We start from the raw sequence: 19,981 nt of genomic DNA, 5'->3' as shown, positions 1-19,981 counted from the left end.
GCACTGGACGAGTCCGAAGGTATGGAGCGATTTCTCAGCGCTGGACAACAAATGGTTAGAGAAACGATAGAACCGGCGGCGCGCATCTCCGGACTCCGCGCCTACGGGTTTCGGCGGCCGGTGGGATCGAGTGATATCGCCTTGCTGTCGCTCGCCATCTTCGGATGCGGCCGGGAATCCCCGCGCGGCAGACGCCGATTCCCGCGCGGGGGTTCCCGCCCGTGTGCGATCCGCGAAGGCGCTGCGCACGACCGCTCAGCGCGGCTCGGTCACCGTGCCGCCCATTTGACGGCCCAGCCCCGCGTTCGAACCCAGGAACACCGCGAACAACGCGGGGCGGCGGCGCTGCAACTCCATACGCCCGCCGTCGGCCTCGACCAGCGCCCGCGCCAGCGCCAATCCCACACCGGTCGACCCGCCCGCGGAGAACCCCCGATCGAAGATGTGCGGCGCGAGCTCGTCGCGCACGCCGTCGCCCTCGTCGGCCACCTCCACGCACACCAGCGGATCGCGGTGGTCCCGCCCGCCGGTCACCGTGCGCACCGACACCGTGCAGGTCCCGCCGCCGTGCATGAGCGCGTTGTCGATCAGCACCGTGATCGCCTCCTTGAGCCGCGAACTCGTGATCGGCGCCCGCAGCGTCGGATCGCCGAGCAACACGAGCTTGCGGCCCGCCTCGGCGAACGGATGCCGCCACTCGGCCACCACGCCGCGCAGTTCCGCCACCACCGGCACCGGATCACGCTCGGCGGCGCCCTCGTCGCGCGAGGCGCGCACCAGCTCGTCGATGGCGTCGGTCAGCCGATCCACCTGCGCCATGGCCTCTTCCGCCTCGTGCACCACGTCGGAATCGGGATGCGTGGACAGCTCGTCCAGCCGCAGCCGCACCGCGGTCAACCGGCTCCGGAGCTGATGCGAGACATCGGCCACCAGGGCGTGCTCGCGCTGCAGCCGCCCGGCGATCTCCACCGTGGCCGAGTCCAGCACATCCGAGACGCGGTCCAGCTCGGTGATCCCGTGCCTGCGCGGATCGGCGCGGAAATCACCCTTCGCGAGCCGGGCCGCGCGCGCGGCCACGTCCCGCAGCGGATCCGCCACCCGCCGCGCGGTCACCACCGCCACCGCGATACCAGCGCCCAGCGAGATCATCACCAGCGCGAACACCGCGCCCAGCGCCTGCCGCTGCATCGAATGCATGGGCGCCGCAGGGGTTTCCAGCCGCAGCGAACCCGAGATGCCCATCGCCAGCGATTCCGCCAGCGGGTCGGTCACCACCTCCGGGCCGATGTCCAGACGCGACGCGTTGTCCTGCGGAGTCGGATACACGATGGTCAGGCGGCCGCCCGGCGGAATCAGCGGCCGCACCGAACGCAGATCCAGCGCCCCGTGCACCAGCCCGTCGGCGCGTTCCTGCGCCACCACCTCCACCGCGATACGATCGAGGCGGTTGCGCAACTCCTGCCGCGCGACGTCCTCGACCCATTTCCACGCCGTGAATGCCAGCGGCACACCGAGAACCAGCGTGGTCAGGGTGAGCGCGGCCACCATGGACAGCAGGATCCTGCGTCTCATCGTCGATATGCCTCGCTTCGTTCGCACAGCGGACGGGGGATGCCACAGCAGGGCGGCCAATGACACGAACACGGTGGGCAACACGGGCGATCGGACGGCGTGGTCGGTCAGTCGGTATTGAATCGGAAGCCTACGCCGCGCACCGTCACGATCCGCCGTTCGGCCACCGGGCCCTCGTCGCCGATCTTGCGGCGCAACCAGGACATATGCATGTCCAGGGTCTTGGAGCCACGCAGATCGGCATCGCCCCACACCTCGCGCAGGATGGTCTCGCGCGAAACCACCTGCCCGGCACGGTCGATGAGCACCTTGAGCAGTTCGTACTCCTTGTTGGCGAGGTTCACTTCCAGGCCGTTCACCAGCACACGGCGCGCGGCCGGCTCCAGCCGGATACCGCCCACCTCCACCGTCTCGTCACCGATTCCACTGCGCCGCAACAGCGCTCGCACCCGCGCCAGCAGTTCGGCGAGCCGGAAGGGCTTGCCGACGTAGTCGTCGGCGCCCGCGTCCAGCCCGACCACGAAATCCACCTCGTCGGTGCGCGCGGTCAGCATGAGCACGGCCAGATCCGCCCCGCGCGCCCGGACCTGACGGCAGACCTCGAGACCGTCCATACCGGGTAGGCCGAGGTCCAGAATGAGCAGATCATGGCCGCCTTCGAGCGCCCGTTCCAGCACGGCGGGACCGTAGCTCTCCACGGTCACCGAATAGCCCTCACGCCCCAGCGCTCGCGACAGCGGCGCCGCAATGGCCTCGTCGTCTTCGGCCAGCAGTACAGCGGTCACGGACCAAGACTACGGGTATGCGCCCTGAGATCCGTGGTACCCGCCGCCACGCGGATCATTTTGCGCGATATCGAAGACCTGGTGATACAACAGCGCGTGTACCTGCTGCACACGCGGAATGTCGTCGTACTCCAGCGGATCCTCCGACGCCGACCCGATCACCAGGGTGCCGGTGCCCAGCATCCGATCGAAGAGTCCGTGCCGGAACTGCACATTGGAGATCCGGTTGAGCGGAATGTCGATACCGGTGTGCGTGAGTACGCCCTGCCGAATCAATACCCGGCGGTCGGTGATGATGAAATGCGTCGATTTCCAACGGATCAGCGGCGCGATGGCGCGCCACAGCACGATCACCAGCCACAGCACCGGAATACCGATCATCAGCACCGAACGCAGCGTGCCCTCGGTGTTGCGCGCGGACACACCGAGAGCGAATCCGGCCAATGCGGTGATCAGGATGAAAGTCGCAGCGGGCCAGAACAACATCTTCCAATGCGGGTGACGATGCAGCAGCAGTCGTTCCTCCGGCGCCAGCGCCTCCTCCGGATAACCCATGTGTGCACCGTACCGCGCGGAGATGTCAGAATGCCTCACGCCGAACGGCGCACTGAAGCACAATCGTTCGGCATCCGCGTAGCATCGGCGACCACGTTCTGCCTTGATCTGCCCGCTTCATCTCCGAATCTCCGAATCGTCGAGCTGTCCCGCGCAACAAAACTCCGGCTAGTGACCGGCGCATGACACAGGAGGCGTGTGTGACCCGAGAGTTGACCCAGCTGGAAATCCTGCGAGAACTCGAACCCGTGGCGGAGCAGAACCTCAACCGCCACCTGTCCATGGCCAAGGACTGGTACCCGCACGACTACGTGCCGTGGGACCAGGGCAGCAATTTCGCCGCCATGGGCGGCCAGGACTGGGACCCGAGCCAGTCCGCCCTCAGCGAGGTCGCCAAGATCGCCATGGTCACCAACCTGCTGACCGAGGACAACCTGCCCTCCTACCACCGCGAGATCGCCGAGAACTTCTCCCAGGACGGCGCCTGGGGCACCTGGGTGGGCCGCTGGACCGCCGAGGAGAACCGGCACGGCATCGTCATGCGCGACTACCTCATCGTCACCCGGGCGGTCGACCCGGTGGCCCTGGAAGAAGCGCGCATGATCCACATGACCAACGGCGCGCAATCCCCCGACGACTGGGGCGGGTTCCTGGAGAACGTCGCCTACGTGACCTTCCAGGAGCTGGCCACCCGCATCTCCCATCGCAACACCGGCCGGGTCTGCGACGACGCCACCGCCGACCGCATGCTGCAGCGCATCGCCGCCGACGAGAACCTGCACATGATCTTCTACCGCACGCTCTGCGGCGCGGGCCTGGACCTGGTACCCGATCAGGCCATCGAAGCGATCACCAAGGTGCTCACCAACTTCGTCATGCCCGGCGCGGGCATGCCCAACTTCCGGCGCAACGGCGTGCTCATGGCCAAGCACGGCATCTACGACCTGCGCCAGCATCTGGAAGAGGTCGTGAACCCGGTGCTCAAGAACTGGAACATCTTCGACCGCACCGACTTCGGGCCGCGCGGGGAGAAGGCGCGGGACATCCTCGCCGACTACGTCGAGAAGCTGCAGGCCGACACCCTCAAGTTCGAGGAGCAGCGCGACCGGCTGCTCGCCCGCGAGGCGGCCCGCGGCATCCTGCAGCCGGTCTGAGCGGGAGCGGCGTGCAGCGCGAGCGGGGATCCGGAAGGCGATCCGGCATCCCCGCTCACATCACGACGACTCGACTCCTGGGCGAAACGGGCGAATAGCCCTCGGCGCCTTCAGTATTCGGCGCGCAGATGGGTGACATCGCCCGCCGAAACGGCCTGATCGCCGATCAGCAGCCGCCCGTGCCCGTCCACGCCCGTGGCCACACCGGTCAGCACCTCGTCACCCGGCAACTCGGCGCGCACCGTCGCGCCGATGGTCGAGCACCGATCGCGGTAATCCGCGGACAACTCCGCGATATCCCAGCCCGCGGCCTCCCAGGCGACGAACCGGCGGGCGAACTCGCGCAGGATCGCCGCCGCCACGGCGGTGCGATCCACCGGCTCGGGCGCACCGGCCAGCGCCAGCGAAGTCGCGTGCGGCACCGGCAGTTCCGCCTCGGTGAGGCTGACGTTGAGACCGATGCCGACCACCACCGCCGGATCCGGGCCCACCGCGGCGATCTCGGCCAGAATGCCGGACAACTTGCGGCCCTCGACAAGAACGTCGTTCGGCCACTTCAACACCGCCTTGACGGCGGTCGCGGACCGCACCGCGTCCACCACCGCGACACCGGTCAGCAGCGGCAGCCAGCCCAGCAGCTCCGGGGCGATCCCCCGCACCCGCACCAGCACCGACATCGCCAGCTGCGCCCGCGGCGGCCCCACCCACTGCCGGTCGTGCCTGCCCCGCCCGCGCTCCTGCGCCTCGGCGAGCAACACCAGCCGGTCCGCGCTCGAATCCGCCGCGCGCGCAACCAGATCCGCGTTGGTCGAACCGGTCGATTCCACCACGTCGATCTCGTGGAAGAACCGCGTCGCCGGTGTCTCGAGCAGCTCGCGCCGCAGCCTGGTCACATCCAGGGGTGCCCTGTTCATCAGGGCAGGCTACCCCGTGCCCGCCCGCGCGCTGCCGGCCGCCGCCGGGGTCCGCACCGGCGTGTTCGCGCGGATGGTTCGCCCACCGTCACCAGCGGATGCGCCATCGTCACTGTCGCGGCCGTGCGATCCGGTGGCCGCCGGACGCTACCGCGCTCCACCCGAATGTGGTGAGACGCGACGGGAACCCGGTACCGACCGCATCCGCCCGCACGTCAGCCGGCCGCCGCCCGCACCCGCACCGGCGTGTTCGCGCGGAGGGCGCACCCGCCGTCACCGGCGGGTGCGCCATCGTCACTGTCGCGGTTGCCGGGTCGCGGCCCGGTGGGCGCCGGGCGCCGTGCCGCACCGGCCGGACGCGGCCGGGCCCCACCCGAATGCGGTACGGCGCGACGGGAACCCGGTGCGGCGCCCCGCCGCACCACGTCACCACGGCCGATGGGCCCGAGGCCCGTTCGCGGGTCATACGGCTGCTCCCCGCGATCCGCGATGTCGCCCACCGGCATATCGCCCGGCTGCTCCGCGTCACCCGCGGGCTCGATCGCCGGCATGTCACTCGGCTGCTCCGGGCCCGGCGGCCGCGGACCGGCGGCCCGCGGGCTCAGGGTCGAGCCCTCGCTCCGGTAGTCCGGGTCGGTGACGGTCGGCTCGGGTGGCGTTGTCCGCCACGGCGTCCAGGCCGCCGCGGTCGCTCTGATCGATTGATGTTCGTCCCAGCTCCACATGTGCCCCACCCCTTTCTCCGTTGTTCGGAGGCATATCCAGGGTCCCCCGGACACGGGGGCGAGCACGAGCGAATATCGGCCCCGCAGAGCCGTTCACGCTGGTGAGGGCGAGGAAATTGGCTCGACGGATCGTCCGGACCGGACAGCGGAGCAGGCCGGGTCAGCGCGCGGGCGCGTCCCACGCGACGTCGACCGGGTCGAGTCCGAGCGCGCCCGCGACGAAACGGCGCACCGACTCCAGGCCGTCCGCGAGCGCGTCCTCGAACCCGGTCCGCGCCCAGCCGCCGACCGCGGCGGTTCCGTCCGAGCCCGGCGTCACGCCGATCTCGGCCACCAGCTCCGCGGTCGTCGGCACGCACACCGCCCACGAGAAATGCGTCTCCGCATCCCATTCCGCGGCGCGCCGGGCCACGTACTCCGGATCGGTGATCCCGCCGTCGGCCAGCGCGGGCCGATCGTCGATCCGCTCGTCGGCGCGCATGGCCCGCAGATACCAGCCGCCCGCGTTGATCTCGATCGGTTCCATCAGCCCCTGTTCCTTCGTTCCCGATTGCGTCGCTTACGTTCTCGCTTGCTCTGCCCGAACAGCACGCCCGCCAGCGGGATCAGCAGCAGCACCCACCACTGATGCGTCACCAGGAACAGGATCAGCGCCAGAATCGGCAGCGCCGGTCCGATCCGCTCGGGCCAGTACGTTCCGAACCTCGGCTCCCGCTGCGCCGGAACGGCCTTCGCCGTCTCCACCGGCTCGGGCAGATCCGCGAACATCGGCACCAGATCCCCGCGCGTCACCGCCGCCGCGACCTGCCCACTGCGCTCGTCGAATTCGGCGACGCTCAACCGCCCCGCCGCGAAATGATCGGACAGGCGACGCAGCGCGTCCTCCCGCTCCGCGGTCCCGATACGGATATCCGGCAGTTCGCCCATATCTCGACCTTAGCGCGGCGCGAATGACGCCACGTCCGCCGCGGGACGTACTCGGACATACGACGGGGGCCGCACACCCCAGGTGCGCGACCCCCGCCGGAAAGCCTTCGGCCGCCTGGCTCACAGCCTCGGCGGCTCAGCTCACTTGATCTCGGCCAGCACGGTGCCCTGGGTGATGGCGGCGCCCGCCTCCACCGACAGACCCGTGATGACACCGGCCTTGTGCGCGGTCACCGGGTTCTCCATCTTCATGGCCTCGAGCACCACGACCAGGTCACCGACCTCGACGGTCTGACCCTCTTCGACCGCGACCTTGACGACGGTGCCCTGCATGGGCGCGGTGACCGAATCACCCGACGCGCCCGCGCCGCCCGCGCCACCGCGCTTGCGGGGCTTGGGCTTCTTGCGAACGACGCCCGCGCCGTTGGAAGCGGGGGCCGCACCCACCGAGAACTGACCCGGCAGCGAGACCTCGAGACGACGGCCGCCGACCTCGACGACCACCTTCTGGCGGGGCGCCTCGTCCTCGTCCTCGATCGGCACACCACCGGTGTACGGCTCGATCGGGTTCTCCCAATCGGTCTCGATCCACTTGGTGTAGACGTCGAACTTGGTGCCGTCACCGATGAACGCGGGGTTCTCGACGATGTGGCGGTGGAAGGGCAGCACGGTGGCCAGGCCCTCGATCTGGTACTCGGCCAGCGCGCGCGCCGAACGCTGCAGCGCCTGCTCGCGGGTCTCACCGGTCACGATGAGCTTGGCCAGCATGGAGTCGAACTGACCGCCGATGACCGAACCCTCGACCACGCCGGAGTCCACGCGCACACCCGGGCCCGCCGGCTCGCGGTAGACCACGACCGGGCCGGGCGCGGGCATGAAGTTGCGGCCCGCGTCCTCACCGTTGATGCGGAACTCGAAGGAGTGGCCGCGCGGGGTCGGGTCTTCCTTCAGCTCGAGCTCGTGGCCCTCGGCGATGCGGAACTGCTGACGCACCAGGTCGATACCGGCGGTCTCCTCGGTGACCGGGTGCTCGACCTGCAGGCGGGTGTTCACCTCGAGGAAGGAGACGGTCTCGCCCTGCACCAGGTACTCGACCGTGCCGGCGCCGTAGTACTCGGCTTCCTTGCAGATGCGCTTGGCGGACTCGTGAATCTTGCCGCGAACCTCGTCCGAGAGGAACGGCGCGGGGGCCTCCTCGACCAGCTTCTGGAAGCGGCGCTGCAGCGAGCAGTCGCGGGTGCCGACGACGATGACGTTGCCGTGCTTGTCGGCGAGCACCTGGGCCTCGACGTGGCGGGCCTTGTCCAGGTACTGCTCCACGAAGCACTCGCCGCGACCGAAGGCGGCGATGGCCTCACGGGTGGCTGACTCGAACAGCTCGGGGATCTCCTCGACGGTCTGCGCGACCTTCATGCCGCGACCGCCACCACCGAAGGCTGCCTTGATCGCGACCGGGACACCGAACTCCTTGGCGAAGGCGACGACCTCGTCGGCGCCCTTGACCGGATCCTTGGTGCCCGCCGCCATCGGCGCCTTGGCGCGCTCGGCGATGTGGCGTGCGGTGACCTTGTCGCCCAGGTCGCGAATGGACTGCGGCGAGGGGCCGATCCAGATCAGACCGGCGTCGATCACGGCCTGCGCGAAATCGGCGTTCTCGGAGAGGAAGCCGTAACCCGGGTGGATCGCGTCGGCGCCGGCCTTGGCGGCGGCGTCCAGGATCTTGTCGAACACCAGGTACGACTCGGCGGAAGTCTGACCACCGAGCGCGAAGGCTTCATCAGCGAGCTTCACGAAGGGCGCGTCGGCATCGGGTTCCGCGTAGACCGCGACACTGGCGATTCCGGCGTCCTTGGCGGCCCGGATCACGCGCACGGCGATCTCGCCTCGATTGGCTACGAGGACCTTTGTGATCTGCGCGTTGGCATGGCTGGGCACTGAGCCTCCTGTGCTGTGAAAACTTCGTCTTGGGCGAGTGTAGGCAGTGTGCCAACAACTGCCGAACCCGGCCAGGGCTACCCATGGGTAGGCCCTGAGAGTGACAGGTGCGACACTCTACAACTCTCTCGCGAGCGTCGCCCCTACATCGGAGCGTCTCGGTCGAGCGTTAGGCCGGGCCGGCGTGAGTCAGACAACCGTGCCCGGGTCTTCACCGGTGACGATTGGCGCGCCCACGGCGTTGGCCCATTCGGTCCAGGAGCCGTCGTAATTGCGGACGCCTTCAACACCGACGAGGTAGGTGAGGACGAACCAGGTTAGGGCGGACCAGCGGCCGATACGGGAGTACACCATGGGGGCGGTGCCCGCGGACACCCCACCGTAGATGACATCGAGCTCCGCGCGGGAGCGGAATCGAGAATCCGGTGCGATCGAGGCGCTCCACGGGATGCTCACCGCGGTCGGGATGTGGCCGACCCGCAGCGCCTGCTCCTCGGGGCGATCCAGGACGACAAGCTCGCCGGTGTACTCCTCGGCCACGCGGGCGTCGATGAGCGGGCCGCCGAGATGGGCGAGGACATCGGCCCGGAAGGCGCGGGCGCGCTTGTCGTCCCGGTCCACCACCGGGTATTCGCCGTACAGCGGGTAGGGCACGTCGAAGGTGACGTCGCGGGACTCGGAGATCCAGGCGTCGCGGCCGCCGTCCAGCAGGCGCACATCCTCGTGCCCGAAGAGCGTGAAAACCCACAGGGTGGCCGCCGCGGTGCCGTTGGCCCGGTCGCCGTAGATGACGACGGTGTCGTCGCGGCCGATGCCCTTGGCGCGCATGAGCGCGGCGAATGTTTCACCGTCGACCACGTCGCGGGTGCGGCCGTCGATGAGCTCGTTTCGCCAATCGAGCTTGATGGCGCCCGGGACATGGCCGATGTCGTATAGCAATATGTCCTCGTTGGACTCCACGATCTTGATCCCCGGCGCGCCGATGTTTGCCGACAGCCATTCTGTGGTTACTAGTCGGTGAGGATGTGCGTAGGAGCCGAACGATGGATGCGGATCCGAAGCGACGGGCACGATGTGTTCCTTCACGCGTGGTGGATTGGGTATCGACGGGTGGAATCTCAACACCGATCGTAGGCATGTACCGGTAACGAAACTCGTTTCAGATCACGAATCGGGTGATTGGGCGAATTAAGCGCAGCTTCATCCGATAAAGTCTCCCGAGAGGAGGGGTGAGCTATGTCCGATTCTTGGCCGCGACGACGACTGCTCGCGATCCTACGTGGCGCCAGCGAGCCTCTCGACGCGCAGGAACTCGCGCGAGTCACCGGCCAACATGTGACTACGGTTCGTTTCCATTTGGATGTCCTCACGCGTGAATCGCTGGTTCGCCAATTCCAGCAGCCACCGCGCGGTCGCGGCCGCCCGCGCATCGGCTATACCGCCGTGCAGCGATCGGTGGGTTATCAGGAATTGGCGCAGGTCCTGGCCGACCAGCTCGGCAGCGACCCGCGCCGGCGCTCGGATGCCGCCATCGCGGCCGGGCGCGCGTGGGGTTCGAAATTGGAATCGGTGGATCAGCCGATCGAAACTCTCGAGGACGCCCGGGATCTGACCATCACCGTCGCCTCCGAACTCGGTTTCGCGCCCGAACGCGACCACGCCGACGAGACCGACGAGCAGTCGCTCATCCGGCTCACCGCGTGCCCGCTGCGCGAATTGGCCCGCACCCACTCCGAGGTCGTGTGTGGCGTCCACCTGGGACTCATCCGGGAAGTGCTGGACCACAACGGCGCCCGCGACACCGTCACGGTACGGCTGCACCCGTTCGTCGAACCGGAGCTGTGCGTGACCCGCCTGGAATTGATCAAGGCGCGGACCGCCGAGGGCGTGCCCGGGGTGAACGGTGAGGCCGGGGAAGAACCCCGGATCGCGCCGTCAGCGAACCGGGTCGCCCCACAGCTGCGTAGCACCGACCCCCACCTGGGCAAGCAGTCGACGAACCAGCGGTAGACCGATACCGATCACGCTGGAGGGGTCGCCCTCGATGCGCTCGACGAACCAGCCGCCGCGACCGTCGAGGGTGAAGGCCCCGGCCACCTGCAGCGGCTCGCCGGTGGCGATGTAGGTCTCCAGCTCGTCGGCGTCCGGTTCGGCGAAATGCACCGTCGTGGTGCTGCAATCGGCGGCCTCGCCGACGATCTCGCCGTCGCGCAGGCGCAGGACGCAATGCCCGGTGAGCAGATCGGCGCTGCGCCCGGCCATCACGGCCCAGCGTTTGCGCGCGACCTCGGGGGTGAGAGGTTTGCCCTGCAGCTCGCCGTCCACGAGCAGCATCGAATCACAGCCCACCACAACGGAATCGGGGAATTCGCCGCCGATCCCGGTGGCGATGTCGAGCGCCTTGGCCCGAGCCAGTTCGATGACCACCCGATCGGGGGCGGTGCCGGGCGGCAGCGCGGCGGCCACCGCGTCCTCGTCCACGTTCGACACCCGGACCACCGGTTCGACGCCCGCGGTACGCAGGACGCCGAGCCGGGCCGGGGATTGTGACGCCAGTACGAAGGTCGTCACCGAGTTCAGTCGCGCAGGTGCGACAGCGTCGGGAAGGCGTACGGGGAGAACGGCGAGGAGCCGCGGTGCAGCAGGGTCGGCCTGCCCCACATGTCCAGTGGCCCGCTCGCGGCGGAGCCGGCGGGCGCGCCCGCGGCGGCGGCGACGACCGCGACCAGGGCGGCCAGTTCGATATCGGTGGGATTGCCCTTCAGAACCTGAACGATCGGCCCTGTGCTGGACTGTTCGGCATCGGCTACAGCCGTTTCGACCGCTTCTTCCGCCAGTCCATCGACGGCCAGATCCAGTTCGGCGGCGCGCAGTACTTCTTCGTCAGCCATGGTCGTCACAGCGCCAGTCCTCCTGTCCAATTGCCACGCGGGTAGCGCGGCGGGTTCACGGATGGTTGTTCGGATCCGCGAACGGTATTCGTTACGTCCCCCGAGGGGCGAGGGACGATTCCTACCATCTTTGCTCGGATGGGGCGATCTTGCGCGGTACGAGGGCCTCGGCACGAGCCGTACCGGGGCCCTGTCCACAGTGTGCGCCGCATACCGCGGTTATCGCCGATTCAGAGCGGAATGTTGCCGTGCTTCTTCGGCGGGAGGGTCACCATCTTGCGCTCGAGCAGCCGCAGCGCCGACACGATCTGGCCGCGGGTGTGCGAGGGCGGGATGACCGCGTCGACGTAACCGCGCTCGGCGGCCACGTACGGGTTGACCAGCGTGTCCTCGTATTCGTTCTGCAGTTCCAGGCGGAGCGCGTCGACGTCGGCGCCCTCGGCGGCGGCGTCCTTGAGCTGCTTGCGGTAGACGAATCCCACCGCGCCGGAGGCGCCCATGACGGCGATCTGGGCGGTCGGCCAGGCAAGGTTCACATCGGCGCCCATGTGCTTGGAACCCATGACGTCGTAGGCGCCACCGTAGGCCTTGCGGGTGATGATTGTGATCTTACCCACAGTGGCCTCACCGTAGGCATAGAGCAGCTTGGCGCCGCGGCGGATGATGCCGTTGTATTCCTGGCCGGTGCCCGGCAGGAAGCCCGGGACGTCCACCAGGGTGATGATCGGGATGTTGAAGGCGTCGCAGGTGCGCACGAAGCGCGCGGCCTTCTCCGAGGCGTCGATGTCCAGGCAGCCCGCGAACTGCGAGGGCTGGTTGGCCACGAAGCCGACGCTGCGGCCGTCGATGCGGGCGAAGCCGACGATGATGTTCATCGCGCGCTCGGCCTGGACCTCGAGGAACTCGTCGTCGTCGACCAGGGCACGGATGACCTCGTGCATGTCGTACGGCTGGTTCGGGGAGTCCGGGATGATCGTGTCGAGCGAGAGGTCGTCCTCGGTGAGGGACTCCTCGATGGCGCCGACGATCGGGTCCGACGCCGGGTGGCGCGGGGCCTCGGCGCGGTTGTTGCTCGGCAGGTAGCCCAGCAGGTCCTTCACGTAGTCCAGGGCGTCCTGCTCGCCGGAGGCCACGTAGTGGGCCACACCGGACTTCACCATGTGGGTCTGGGCGCCGCCCAGCTCCTCCATGGTGACCTCTTCACCGGTGACGGTCTTGATCACGTCGGGACCGGTGACGAACATCTGCGAGGTCTGGTCGACCATCACGACGAAGTCGGTCAGGGCCGGGGAGTACACGTGCCCGCCGGCGGCCGGGCCCATGATGAGCGAGATCTGCGGGATCACGCCGGAGGCCTGGATGTTGCGGTGGAAGATCTCGCCGTAGAGGCCCAGGGAGACGACGCCCTCCTGGATGCGCGCGCCGGCGCCCTCGTTGATGCCGACGAGCGGACGGCCGGTCTTGAGGGCCAGATCCATGACCTTGACGATCTTCTCGCCGTAGACCTCGCCGAGCGAGCCGCCGAAGACGGTGACGTCCTGGGAGAAGATGCAGACGTCGCGGCCGTCGATGGTGCCGTAGCCGGTCACCACGCCGTCGCCGAGCGGACGCTGGTTCTCCAGGCCGAAGTTGACGCTGCGATGGCGGGCCAGCGCGTCGAGTTCGACGAAGGAGCCCTCGTCGAGCAGGGCGAGGATGCGCTCGCGCGCGGTCATCTTGCCCTTGGCGTGGACCTTGTCGACGGCGGCTTCACCCATCGGATGCTGGGCTTCATCGAGCCTGTTCCGCAGATCAGCCAGCTTCCCGGCGGTCGTGTGGATATCTGGGGCGCCCGCCGACCCCGGCGAAGGCTGCTGCTGGACACTCGTCATGCCGGGGAGTGTAACCAGTACCAGTGCCGTCTGTTAATCCCGTAGGGGCTACTCACGAGTACGGTTATTGACTGACCGCCAGTAAAAAGGCGCAGGTGGGGCCCGGTTTCCGCGCCGCGCGCGACCGTTCTGCCGGAAAAAATTCGATACCCGGGGTCACCGGACCATCACCCCGCCGTGACCGGGTGTACAGCCCGGGCGCGACCTGATGAACCGGACGAACCCGGCGCGGAGAGCCTATCCGCGCCGGGCGTCCCGGGTGGTCGGTTTCGAAATCCCGGCCGGCGGACCGGGATTCGGCTCAGGACAGGACCCGCCCCAGGGCGGCGACGGCCTCGTCCAGTTCCTCGACGGTGACGGTGAGCGGCGGCCGGAAGCGGATACCGCGCTCCCCCGACCCCAGGATCAGCACCCGTTCCTCTTCCCGCATGCGCTCGACCACGGTGTCGCGCAGCTGTCCCGATTCGAGTGTGATCGCGCACATGAGCCCGCGCCCACGCGGTTCGGACACCCGCGGGTCCGCCGCGGCCAGCGCGGTGAGCCGGTCCAGCAGATGCGGCCCGAGCCGCGCGGCGCGCTCGACGAGACCTTCGCGGTCGATGACCTCGAAGACCCGCCGGGCCCGGACCATGTCGGCGAGATTGCCGCCCCAGGTGGAGTTGAGCCGGGAGCTGACCCGGAACACGTTGTCCGGCACCTCATCCACGCGCCCGCCGGCCATGATGCCGCAGACCTGGGTCTTCTTGCCGAAGGCCACCACGTCCGGTTCGACGCCCAATTGCTGATAGGCCCACATGGTTCCGGTGAGGCCGACGCCGGTCTGCACCTCGTCCATGATGAACAGGGCGTCGTTGGCGTGACACAGCTCCTGCACCGCGCGCAGGAACTCGCCGCGCAGGTGCCGGTCGCCGCCCTCGCCCTGGATCGGCTCGGCGATGAAACACGCTATGTCGTGCGGGTTTTCGGCGAAGGCGCGGGCGATCTGGTCGAGCGCGCGCCGTTCGGCGGCCTCGATGTCGGGATGGTCGGCGCCGACGTACGGGGTGTCGATCCGCGGCCAGTCGAACTTCGGGAAGCGCGCGGTCTTGACCGGGTCGGTGTTGGTGAGCGAGAGGGTGTAGCCCGTCCGGCCATGGAAGGCGCCGGTCAGGTGCAACACCTTGGTGCCGAGTTCCGGTGCGCGCCCGTGCATTTCGTTGTGCCGGGATTTCCAGTCGAAGGCCGCCTTGAGCGCGTTCTCCACCGCGAGGCCGCCGCCGTCGATGAAGAACAGGTGCGGGAGCCGGGGGTCGCCGAGGACGCGGGCGAAGGTGTCCACGAACCGTGCCATCTCCACGGTGTAGACGTCGGAGTTGCTGGGCTTGTTCAAGGCAGCGGCCGTGAGGTTGGACAGGAACCTGCGGTCCCCGACCAGAGCCGGATGGTTCATGCCCAGCGCCGAGGAGGCGAAGAAGCCGAACATATCCAGGTATGCCGTGCCGTCGCGGGCGTCGACCAGCCTGCGGCCACGCGATTTGCGTAGATCCAGGACCAGATCGAAGCCGTCCGCGAGGATGCTCGCGGACAGGATTTCGTGCACCCGGGCGGGGGTGACCAGTGGCGTTTCGGCTACCGCCCCGAGCCGATCGAGTTCGAGGGTCACCGCCCCAGCGTAAATGAATTTTTACGGTCTTGCCCGCAACTTCCGAAGTAATTACGGAAGAGACCTACTTGTCATAGAATGTCTGCAGAATGATGGTGCTTCGTGTCCGGACGTTGGCCGTCGCGCGGATTTCCTGCAGCAGCTGCTCCAGATGCCGGGGCGAAGCCACCCGCACCAGTAGCATGTAGCTCTCGTCACCGGCCACCGAATGGCACGCCTCGATGCCCGGGATGTGCTGGAGCAGTGCGGGTGCGTCATCGGGTTGCGAGGGGTCGAGAGGAGTGATCGCGACGAATGCCGACAGCAGCTGCCCGAGCGCTTCGGGATCCACGTTGGCGGTGTAGCCGCGAATCACCCCGCGCGCTTCCAGGCGCCGGACCCGGGACTGCACGGCGGACACCGACAGGTTGGCTTTCTCGGCCAGATTCGACAGGGTGGCGCGCCCATCGGCGATCAGCTCACGGATCAGCAAACGATCGATGTCGTCGAGTACGGGTTTCGCCGGTGTATCCGCCATCAGCGAAGGCTAACGCAGCGAACCGAACTCGTGGCCGGAACCCGGCACGCGGAGCCCTCGTTCCGGCCGATCTCACCGTCTCCGCGACTCTCCCGCACACCCGCGGCCCGCGTCGGCCGATCATCGGATTCGACGCGGACGCGCGAACTTCCGCCCGCGACCATGTACGGAGCTGCCCATGACTTCCGCGCTCACCGCCGACACCACCGGCGATCTACGCCTGCGCACCGCCGCGCTGCTGCACGCCCTCGGCGCGAAATCGCCTGAATCGGGCGCACTCTCGGTCCGTACGCCGATCACCGGCGGCGAGCTGGCCACCCTGCGACCGGACACCCCGGCGGAGGTGGACGCGGCGATCGAGCGCGCCGCGACCGCCTTCCGCGACTGGCGCACGGTGCCCGCGCCACAACGCGCCGCGGTCGTGCGCCGGCTGGCGCAGCTGCTCACCGAGCATCAGGCCGAACTCGGCGAACTGGTCACCCTGGAGGCGGGCAAGATCGGGGCCGAGGCGCGCGGCGAGGTCCAGGAGATGATCGACATCTGCGAGTTCGCCATCGGGCTCTCGCGCCAGTTGTACGGGCTCACCATGCCTTCCGAGCGCCCGGGGCACCGGCTCATGGAGACCTGGCATCCGCTCGGTGTGGTCGGGGTGATCTCGGCGTTCAACTTCCCGGTCGCGGTGTGGGCGTGGAACACCGCGCTGGCCCTGGTGTGCGGGGACACGGTGGTGTGGAAGCCGTCCGAGGCGACGCCGCTGACGGCGCTGGCGTGTCACACGCTGCTGCGCCGGGCGGCGGCCGATGTCGGCGCGGATCCGCAAGTGCACCAGTTGATTCAGGGCGGCGGCGAGATCGGCGAGCGCCTGGTGGACGATCCCCGGGTCGCGCTGGTGAGCGCCACCGGGTCGGTGCGCATGGGGCAGCTCGTCGCACCCCGGGTGGCCGCGCGCTTCGGGCGCGCGCTGCTGGAGCTGGGCGGCAACAACGGCGCGGTGGTGACGCCGTCGGCCGATCTGGATCTGGCCGCGCGGGCGATCGTGTTCGCCGCGGCGGGCACGGCCGGGCAGCGCTGTACCACGCTGCGGCGGCTGATCGTGCACGCCGATGTGGCCGGGCCGCTGCTGGATCGGGTGGCGGCGGCCTATCGCCAACTGCGCGTGGGCAATCCGCTGGAGGAGGGCGTGCTGGTCGGCCCGCTGATCAACGAGCGGTCCTACGCGGGGATGCGCGAGGCGCTGGAGCGGGCGCAGGCCGACGGCGGCGAATTGCTCTGCGGCGGCGAACGAGTGGAGGGACCGCACGCGGACGCGTACTACGTGCGCCCCGCCCTGGTGCGGATGCCCGCGCAGACGGCGGTGGTGCGCGAGGAGACCTTCGCGCCGATCCTCTACGTCCTCACCTACCACGATCTCGACGCCGCGATCGAGCTGCACAACGCGGTGCCGCAGGGCCTGTCGTCGGCGATCTTCACCACGAATCAGCGTGAGGCCGAACGGTTCCTGGGCCCCGACGGCTCGGACTGCGGCATCGCGAACGTGAACATCGGCACGTCGGGCGCGGAGATCGGCGGCGCGTTCGGCGGCGAGAAGCAGACCGGCGGCGGCCGCGAGTCCGGTACGGACTCCTGGAAGTCGTACATGCGCCGGGCGACCAATACGGTCAACTACTCGACCGAACTCCCACTGGCCCAGGGCATTCGGTTCGAGTAGAGCGCGAGTGCGGGGAGACCGGCTCGGGTGCATCGCGTCCCGTCGCCGGGATCGAGGTCGCGAGACTGTCCGCGCTGAGCCGGGCGCACGCACGTCCTGTCCTTCGGGACGACGTCGCGAAGTCTCCCCTGCCGACCGCCGCAGCGGGGCGGCCCGAACCCCCCGTGCGGTTCGGGCCACCGACGGACGCTGTCAGTCCTCGCTGATGGCGCGGATCTGGGCCTCGTAGCGGGCGCGGGTCGTCTCGTCCGCGGGGTGCAGGGCGCGGTCGCCGTTGAAGAGGCGGCGGACCAGGCGCACGGCGGCCTCGGGGGCGGCGGCCAGGGCCACCTCGACGGGGGCGAGGTAGTTGGGCACGGCGACTTCGGCTCGGCGGCTGCGCACGGTGCCGACGATGGCGGCGGCGACGTCCTCGGGGTCGACGGTGGGCAGACCGGCGCCCAGGGTCAGGCCCGAGGACAGGCGGGTGCGCACGGCGGAGGGCATGACGCAGCTGACGCTGACGCCCTGCGGTTCGAATTCCAGGCGCGTCGCCGCGGACAGTCCGACGGCGGCGAACTTGCTGGCGTTGTAGACCGCCAGGCCCGGGATCGGGACCTTGCCGGCGAGGGAGGCGACGTTCACCACGTGGCCGCGGCCGCGCTCGATCATGCCGGGGACCACCGCGCGCATACCGTGGATGAGGCCCCACACGTTGATGTCGATGCTGCTGCGGCCCACCGCGTCCGATTCCTCGAGGAACGCGCCGGCGGGCATGACGCCCGCGTTGTTGATCAGGATGTCGACGGCGCCGAAGTCGGCGACGACCTTGTCCCACTGGCCGCGATCGCGCACGTCGAGTTCGTAGGCGCGGCCGTCCAGCGCGGCCGCGGCGGCCTCGCCGGCGGCGAGATCCACGTCGGCGATGGCGATCCGCGCGCCCTTGGCGGCGAAGAGTTCGGCCGTGGCCTGGCCGATGCCGCGGCCGCCACCGGTGATCAACACCCGGGCGCCGTCGATATCGATTGCCGGATAGTTCTTTCCGAGAACGCTCATTGCTGACTCCTGTGTCGTGCGGGGGTGGCGTGCCGGGCACCGCGCAGGTGCGGGCGGGGCGCGGCGGGCTGCCGCCGGCGCGGGTGACTCATTCGAAAGCGGCCTGGGACAGCGCTTTCCGGGTGCTGACCAGACTGTGTTCGAAGGTGGCGCGGCGGCGGCGGCCGTCCATGAAGTTGGGTCCCATGACGGCGAGATCCTCGGCCGAGGCGCCCAGGTACAGCACCTTGGTTCCGGTCGCGCGCAGCTCGGCGATCTCGGCGTCGAGCTCGGCGCTCATGCGGTTTCGCAGCTGGCGTTCGAGGAAGTGCCCGGCGCCGGTGGCGGGCAGCCGCCCGGGCGAGGCCATGGGCGCGATGACGACGACCTCGTCGAGTTCGGCCGGGATGAGCAGATCGACCGAGGCGGTGGAGGCCGCGCCGCCGTCGATGAAGGTGCGGCCCGCGATCGGCACGGGCGGGAACCAGCCGGGCACGCCCCACGAAGCCCGCAGGGCCGCACCGAGACTCGCCTCGGGCGCGCCCGGGGAGCCGAAGGCCACGCGTTCGCCGGTGGCGTCGTCCATGGCGACCAGCCAGGTCGCCGGATGCGCGACCCAGCCGCCGCCCGGGTTCAGGCGGTCGGCGAGGCGTTGCAGCCAGCCGGGATCGCCGCCGCCGATCGGCAGCAGGCCGCTGCCCGCGGTGAGCAGGGCATGCCCGTTGCCGGGGCGGGCCAGCAGTTCGCGGGCCGCACGGCCGGGCGCGCCGAGTCGCGGGCGCGGCAGGGGCGGGAAACGCCCGGGTTCGCATCGCATGTGCGAGGTGAGGATGGGATCGGTCGAGGTGCCGTCCTGCATGGCGACCAGTTCGTCCACGCCGACGCCGCTGCCCAGCATGGTCAGCATTTCCGCGCCGGCCGAGGTGCCGATCATGACGTCCGCGGTGCGCGGATCCCAGTCCAGCACGTCGCGGGCGGCGGCCAGCGCCGCCACGATCCACGCCGCGCCCAGCGTTCCCCCGCAGCCGATGGCCAGGCCACGTCGCTGTGCCCCGTTCCTAGTACTCATGGTTTCAGACACTAGCAGTTTTTGGATACCGGCGGTATCCCGAATCCGGAGGTACATAGAATTGACCGCATGGCACGACTGACCCGGACCGAAACCCAGGCCCGTACCCGCGCTGACCTGCTCGCGACCGCCCGCGATCTATTCCTGACCGAGGGGTACGCCAAGACCAGCCTGGAACGGGTCGCCGAGGAGGCCGGGTACTCCAAGGGTGCGGTGTACTCGAATTTCAAGACCAAGTCCGCGCTCGGGCTGGAAGTGATCGAGCTGATTCACGCCACCAAGTTCAGCGAGGCCGGTGAGCTGCTCGAGGGCGGCGGCAGTCTCGACGAACGGCTCGAGCGATTCCGGCAGTGGGCCGAGCACACCCTCGGCGACGTGGGCTGGACCATGCTGGAATTCGAGTTCGCGATCGTGGCGCGCGAGGATCCGGCGCTGCAGGCCGGATTGGTCTCCAGCCTGTCGATCGTGCGCGGAGCCATTGCCGCGCAACTGCAATCGCTGGCCGACTCCATGGCCGTGCACCTGCCGCTGCCCGCCGAGGATTGCGCCAACGCGATCCTGGGTCTCGGTGTGGGACTGGGCATCATGCGCGCCATCGATCCGAGCATCTCGGCGCAGTTGATCACCGACGCGGTGCGCGGGATCTTCGTCGGATCGTTGCGCGTGGACGCGGTGCCGGGGACCTCGGGCGCGACGGCCTGA

20 protein-coding genes are annotated in these 19,981 nt (G+C 69.2%); 4 read left to right on the top strand and 16 right to left on the bottom strand.

The features are described from left to right. Positions 1-255: 255 nt before the first annotated feature. The 3 genes from ACWIGI_RS12615 to ACWIGI_RS12605 all read right to left on the bottom strand — a co-directional run bounded on the left by ACWIGI_RS12615 (position 256) and on the right by ACWIGI_RS12605 (position 2,912). Positions 256-1,572, bottom strand: coding sequence for a sensor histidine kinase (locus ACWIGI_RS12615; RefSeq protein ID WP_454202492.1), 1,317 nt, complete (start codon positions 1,570-1,572; stop codon positions 256-258). Between the two features lie 107 nt (positions 1,573-1,679). Then, entirely contained in the window at positions 1,680-2,357 is a 678-nt protein-coding gene (locus ACWIGI_RS12610; protein ID WP_297614539.1) for a response regulator transcription factor, read from the bottom strand. Between the two features lie 9 nt (positions 2,358-2,366). Next, entirely contained in the window at positions 2,367-2,912 is a 546-nt protein-coding gene (locus tag ACWIGI_RS12605) for a PH domain-containing protein (RefSeq protein ID WP_454202491.1), read from the bottom strand. Between the two features lie 200 nt (positions 2,913-3,112). Here ACWIGI_RS12605 and ACWIGI_RS12600 point away from each other — a divergent pair, with 200 nt between their 5' ends. Next, positions 3,113-4,066: an acyl-ACP desaturase gene (locus ACWIGI_RS12600; RefSeq protein ID WP_454202490.1), complete on the top strand. Its 954-nt coding sequence runs from the start codon at positions 3,113-3,115 to the stop codon at positions 4,064-4,066. A gap of 110 nt (positions 4,067-4,176) precedes the next feature. On the opposite strand, the gene ACWIGI_RS12595 is transcribed toward ACWIGI_RS12600, so the two are convergent. The 6 genes from ACWIGI_RS12595 to ACWIGI_RS12570 form a co-directional block, all read right to left on the bottom strand. Then, positions 4,177-4,980 carry a biotin--[acetyl-CoA-carboxylase] ligase gene (locus ACWIGI_RS12595; protein ID WP_454202489.1) on the bottom strand — a complete coding sequence of 268 codons (804 nt, stop codon included), beginning with the start codon at positions 4,978-4,980 and terminating at the stop codon, positions 4,177-4,179. A gap of 215 nt (positions 4,981-5,195) precedes the next feature. After that, positions 5,196-5,705 (bottom strand): hypothetical protein, encoded by a 510-nt coding sequence (locus ACWIGI_RS12590; RefSeq protein ID WP_454202488.1) that lies wholly within the window; start codon positions 5,703-5,705, stop codon positions 5,196-5,198. Positions 5,706-5,865: 160 nt separating this feature from the next. After that, positions 5,866-6,231, bottom strand: a complete 366-nt coding sequence (locus tag ACWIGI_RS12585; RefSeq protein ID WP_454202487.1) for a hypothetical protein — start codon at positions 6,229-6,231, stop codon at positions 5,866-5,868. Then, positions 6,231-6,632 carry a DUF1707 SHOCT-like domain-containing protein gene (locus ACWIGI_RS12580; protein ID WP_454202486.1) on the bottom strand — a complete coding sequence of 134 codons (402 nt, stop codon included), beginning with the start codon at positions 6,630-6,632 and terminating at the stop codon, positions 6,231-6,233. Before ACWIGI_RS12580 ends, ACWIGI_RS12585 begins: the two co-directional genes overlap by 1 nt. A gap of 141 nt (positions 6,633-6,773) precedes the next feature. Continuing rightward, the gene (locus tag ACWIGI_RS12575; RefSeq protein ID WP_454202485.1) at positions 6,774-8,567 is read right to left on the bottom strand and encodes an ATP-binding protein; all 1,794 of its coding nucleotides are present in this window, start codon (positions 8,565-8,567) and stop codon (positions 6,774-6,776) included. Between the two features lie 189 nt (positions 8,568-8,756). Beyond that, on the bottom strand, positions 8,757-9,638 hold the full coding sequence (locus tag ACWIGI_RS12570) for a sulfurtransferase (RefSeq protein ID WP_454202573.1): 882 nt from the start codon (positions 9,636-9,638) through the stop codon (positions 8,757-8,759). Between the two features lie 264 nt (positions 9,639-9,902). Between ACWIGI_RS12570 and ACWIGI_RS12565 the strand changes: the two genes are divergently transcribed. Next, positions 9,903-10,577 carry a helix-turn-helix transcriptional regulator gene (locus tag ACWIGI_RS12565; protein WP_454202484.1) on the top strand — a complete coding sequence of 225 codons (675 nt, stop codon included), beginning with the start codon at positions 9,903-9,905 and terminating at the stop codon, positions 10,575-10,577. Here the strand turns inward: ACWIGI_RS12565 and ACWIGI_RS12560 are convergent. From ACWIGI_RS12560 to ACWIGI_RS12540, 5 genes are all read right to left on the bottom strand, one after another. Further along, positions 10,503-11,138 carry a Maf family protein gene (locus ACWIGI_RS12560; protein WP_454202483.1) on the bottom strand — a complete coding sequence of 212 codons (636 nt, stop codon included), beginning with the start codon at positions 11,136-11,138 and terminating at the stop codon, positions 10,503-10,505. The two genes, ACWIGI_RS12565 and ACWIGI_RS12560, sit on opposite strands and share 75 nt — an antisense overlap. Before the next feature lie 5 nt (positions 11,139-11,143). Beyond that, positions 11,144-11,458 carry an acyl-CoA carboxylase epsilon subunit gene (locus ACWIGI_RS12555; protein ID WP_454202572.1) on the bottom strand — a complete coding sequence of 105 codons (315 nt, stop codon included), beginning with the start codon at positions 11,456-11,458 and terminating at the stop codon, positions 11,144-11,146. Positions 11,459-11,688: 230 nt separating this feature from the next. Then, a complete protein-coding gene (locus tag ACWIGI_RS12550; protein WP_454202482.1) occupies positions 11,689-13,329 on the bottom strand; it encodes an acyl-CoA carboxylase subunit beta in 1,641 nt (546 codons plus the stop codon). A 301-nt stretch (positions 13,330-13,630) separates the two neighbouring features. Beyond that, positions 13,631-14,971, bottom strand: a complete 1,341-nt coding sequence (gene lat, locus ACWIGI_RS12545; protein WP_454202481.1) for an L-lysine 6-transaminase — start codon at positions 14,969-14,971, stop codon at positions 13,631-13,633. 64 nt (positions 14,972-15,035) lie between these two features. Beyond that, positions 15,036-15,488, bottom strand: a complete 453-nt coding sequence (locus tag ACWIGI_RS12540; RefSeq protein ID WP_354990430.1) for an Lrp/AsnC family transcriptional regulator — start codon at positions 15,486-15,488, stop codon at positions 15,036-15,038. Positions 15,489-15,666: 178 nt separating this feature from the next. Here ACWIGI_RS12540 and amaB point away from each other — a divergent pair, with 178 nt between their 5' ends. Beyond that, positions 15,667-17,196, top strand: coding sequence for an L-piperidine-6-carboxylate dehydrogenase (amaB, locus tag ACWIGI_RS12535; RefSeq protein ID WP_454202480.1), 1,530 nt, complete (start codon positions 15,667-15,669; stop codon positions 17,194-17,196). A gap of 192 nt (positions 17,197-17,388) precedes the next feature. Here the strand turns inward: amaB and ACWIGI_RS12530 are convergent, their stop codons facing one another. Beyond that, the gene (locus ACWIGI_RS12530) at positions 17,389-18,231 is read right to left on the bottom strand and encodes an SDR family oxidoreductase (protein ID WP_454202479.1); all 843 of its coding nucleotides are present in this window, start codon (positions 18,229-18,231) and stop codon (positions 17,389-17,391) included. Positions 18,232-18,319: 88 nt separating this feature from the next. Further along, entirely contained in the window at positions 18,320-19,279 is a 960-nt protein-coding gene (locus ACWIGI_RS12525) for a patatin-like phospholipase family protein (RefSeq protein WP_454202478.1), read from the bottom strand. A 69-nt stretch (positions 19,280-19,348) separates the two neighbouring features. On the opposite strand from ACWIGI_RS12525, the gene ACWIGI_RS12520 reads away from it, so the two are divergent. Further along, positions 19,349-19,981 (top strand): TetR/AcrR family transcriptional regulator, encoded by a 633-nt coding sequence (locus tag ACWIGI_RS12520; protein WP_454202477.1) that lies wholly within the window; start codon positions 19,349-19,351, stop codon positions 19,979-19,981.

Source organism: Nocardia sp. NPDC055321, from assembly GCF_053645575.1.
This window is presented reverse-complemented; position numbering and strand designations above follow the sequence as displayed.

Excerpts from the sequence above, each read along its gene's own strand:
- ACWIGI_RS12615 (WP_454202492.1), bottom strand. The coding sequence starts at position 1,572 with ATGAGACGCAGGATCCTGCTGTCCATGGTGGCCGCGCTCACCCTGACC.
- ACWIGI_RS12605 (WP_454202491.1), bottom strand. The coding sequence starts at position 2,912 with ATGGGTTATCCGGAGGAGGCGCTGGCGCCGGAGGAACGACTGCTGCTG.
- ACWIGI_RS12595 (WP_454202489.1), bottom strand. The coding sequence starts at position 4,980 with ATGAACAGGGCACCCCTGGATGTGACCAGGCTGCGGCGCGAGCTGCTC.
- ACWIGI_RS12590 (WP_454202488.1), bottom strand. The coding sequence starts at position 5,705 with ATGTGGAGCTGGGACGAACATCAATCGATCAGAGCGACCGCGGCGGCC.
- ACWIGI_RS12585 (WP_454202487.1), bottom strand. The coding sequence starts at position 6,231 with ATGGAACCGATCGAGATCAACGCGGGCGGCTGGTATCTGCGGGCCATG.
- ACWIGI_RS12580 (WP_454202486.1), bottom strand. The coding sequence starts at position 6,632 with ATGGGCGAACTGCCGGATATCCGTATCGGGACCGCGGAGCGGGAGGAC.
- ACWIGI_RS12555 (WP_454202572.1), bottom strand. The coding sequence starts at position 11,458 with ATGGCTGACGAAGAAGTACTGCGCGCCGCCGAACTGGATCTGGCCGTC.
- ACWIGI_RS12550 (WP_454202482.1), bottom strand. The coding sequence starts at position 13,329 with ATGACGAGTGTCCAGCAGCAGCCTTCGCCGGGGTCGGCGGGCGCCCCA.
- ACWIGI_RS12540 (WP_354990430.1), bottom strand. The coding sequence starts at position 15,488 with ATGGCGGATACACCGGCGAAACCCGTACTCGACGACATCGATCGTTTG.
- amaB (WP_454202480.1), top strand. The coding sequence starts at position 15,667 with ATGACTTCCGCGCTCACCGCCGACACCACCGGCGATCTACGCCTGCGC.
- ACWIGI_RS12530 (WP_454202479.1), bottom strand. The coding sequence starts at position 18,231 with ATGAGCGTTCTCGGAAAGAACTATCCGGCAATCGATATCGACGGCGCC.
- ACWIGI_RS12525 (WP_454202478.1), bottom strand. The coding sequence starts at position 19,279 with ATGAGTACTAGGAACGGGGCACAGCGACGTGGCCTGGCCATCGGCTGC.
- ACWIGI_RS12520 (WP_454202477.1), top strand. The coding sequence starts at position 19,349 with ATGGCACGACTGACCCGGACCGAAACCCAGGCCCGTACCCGCGCTGAC.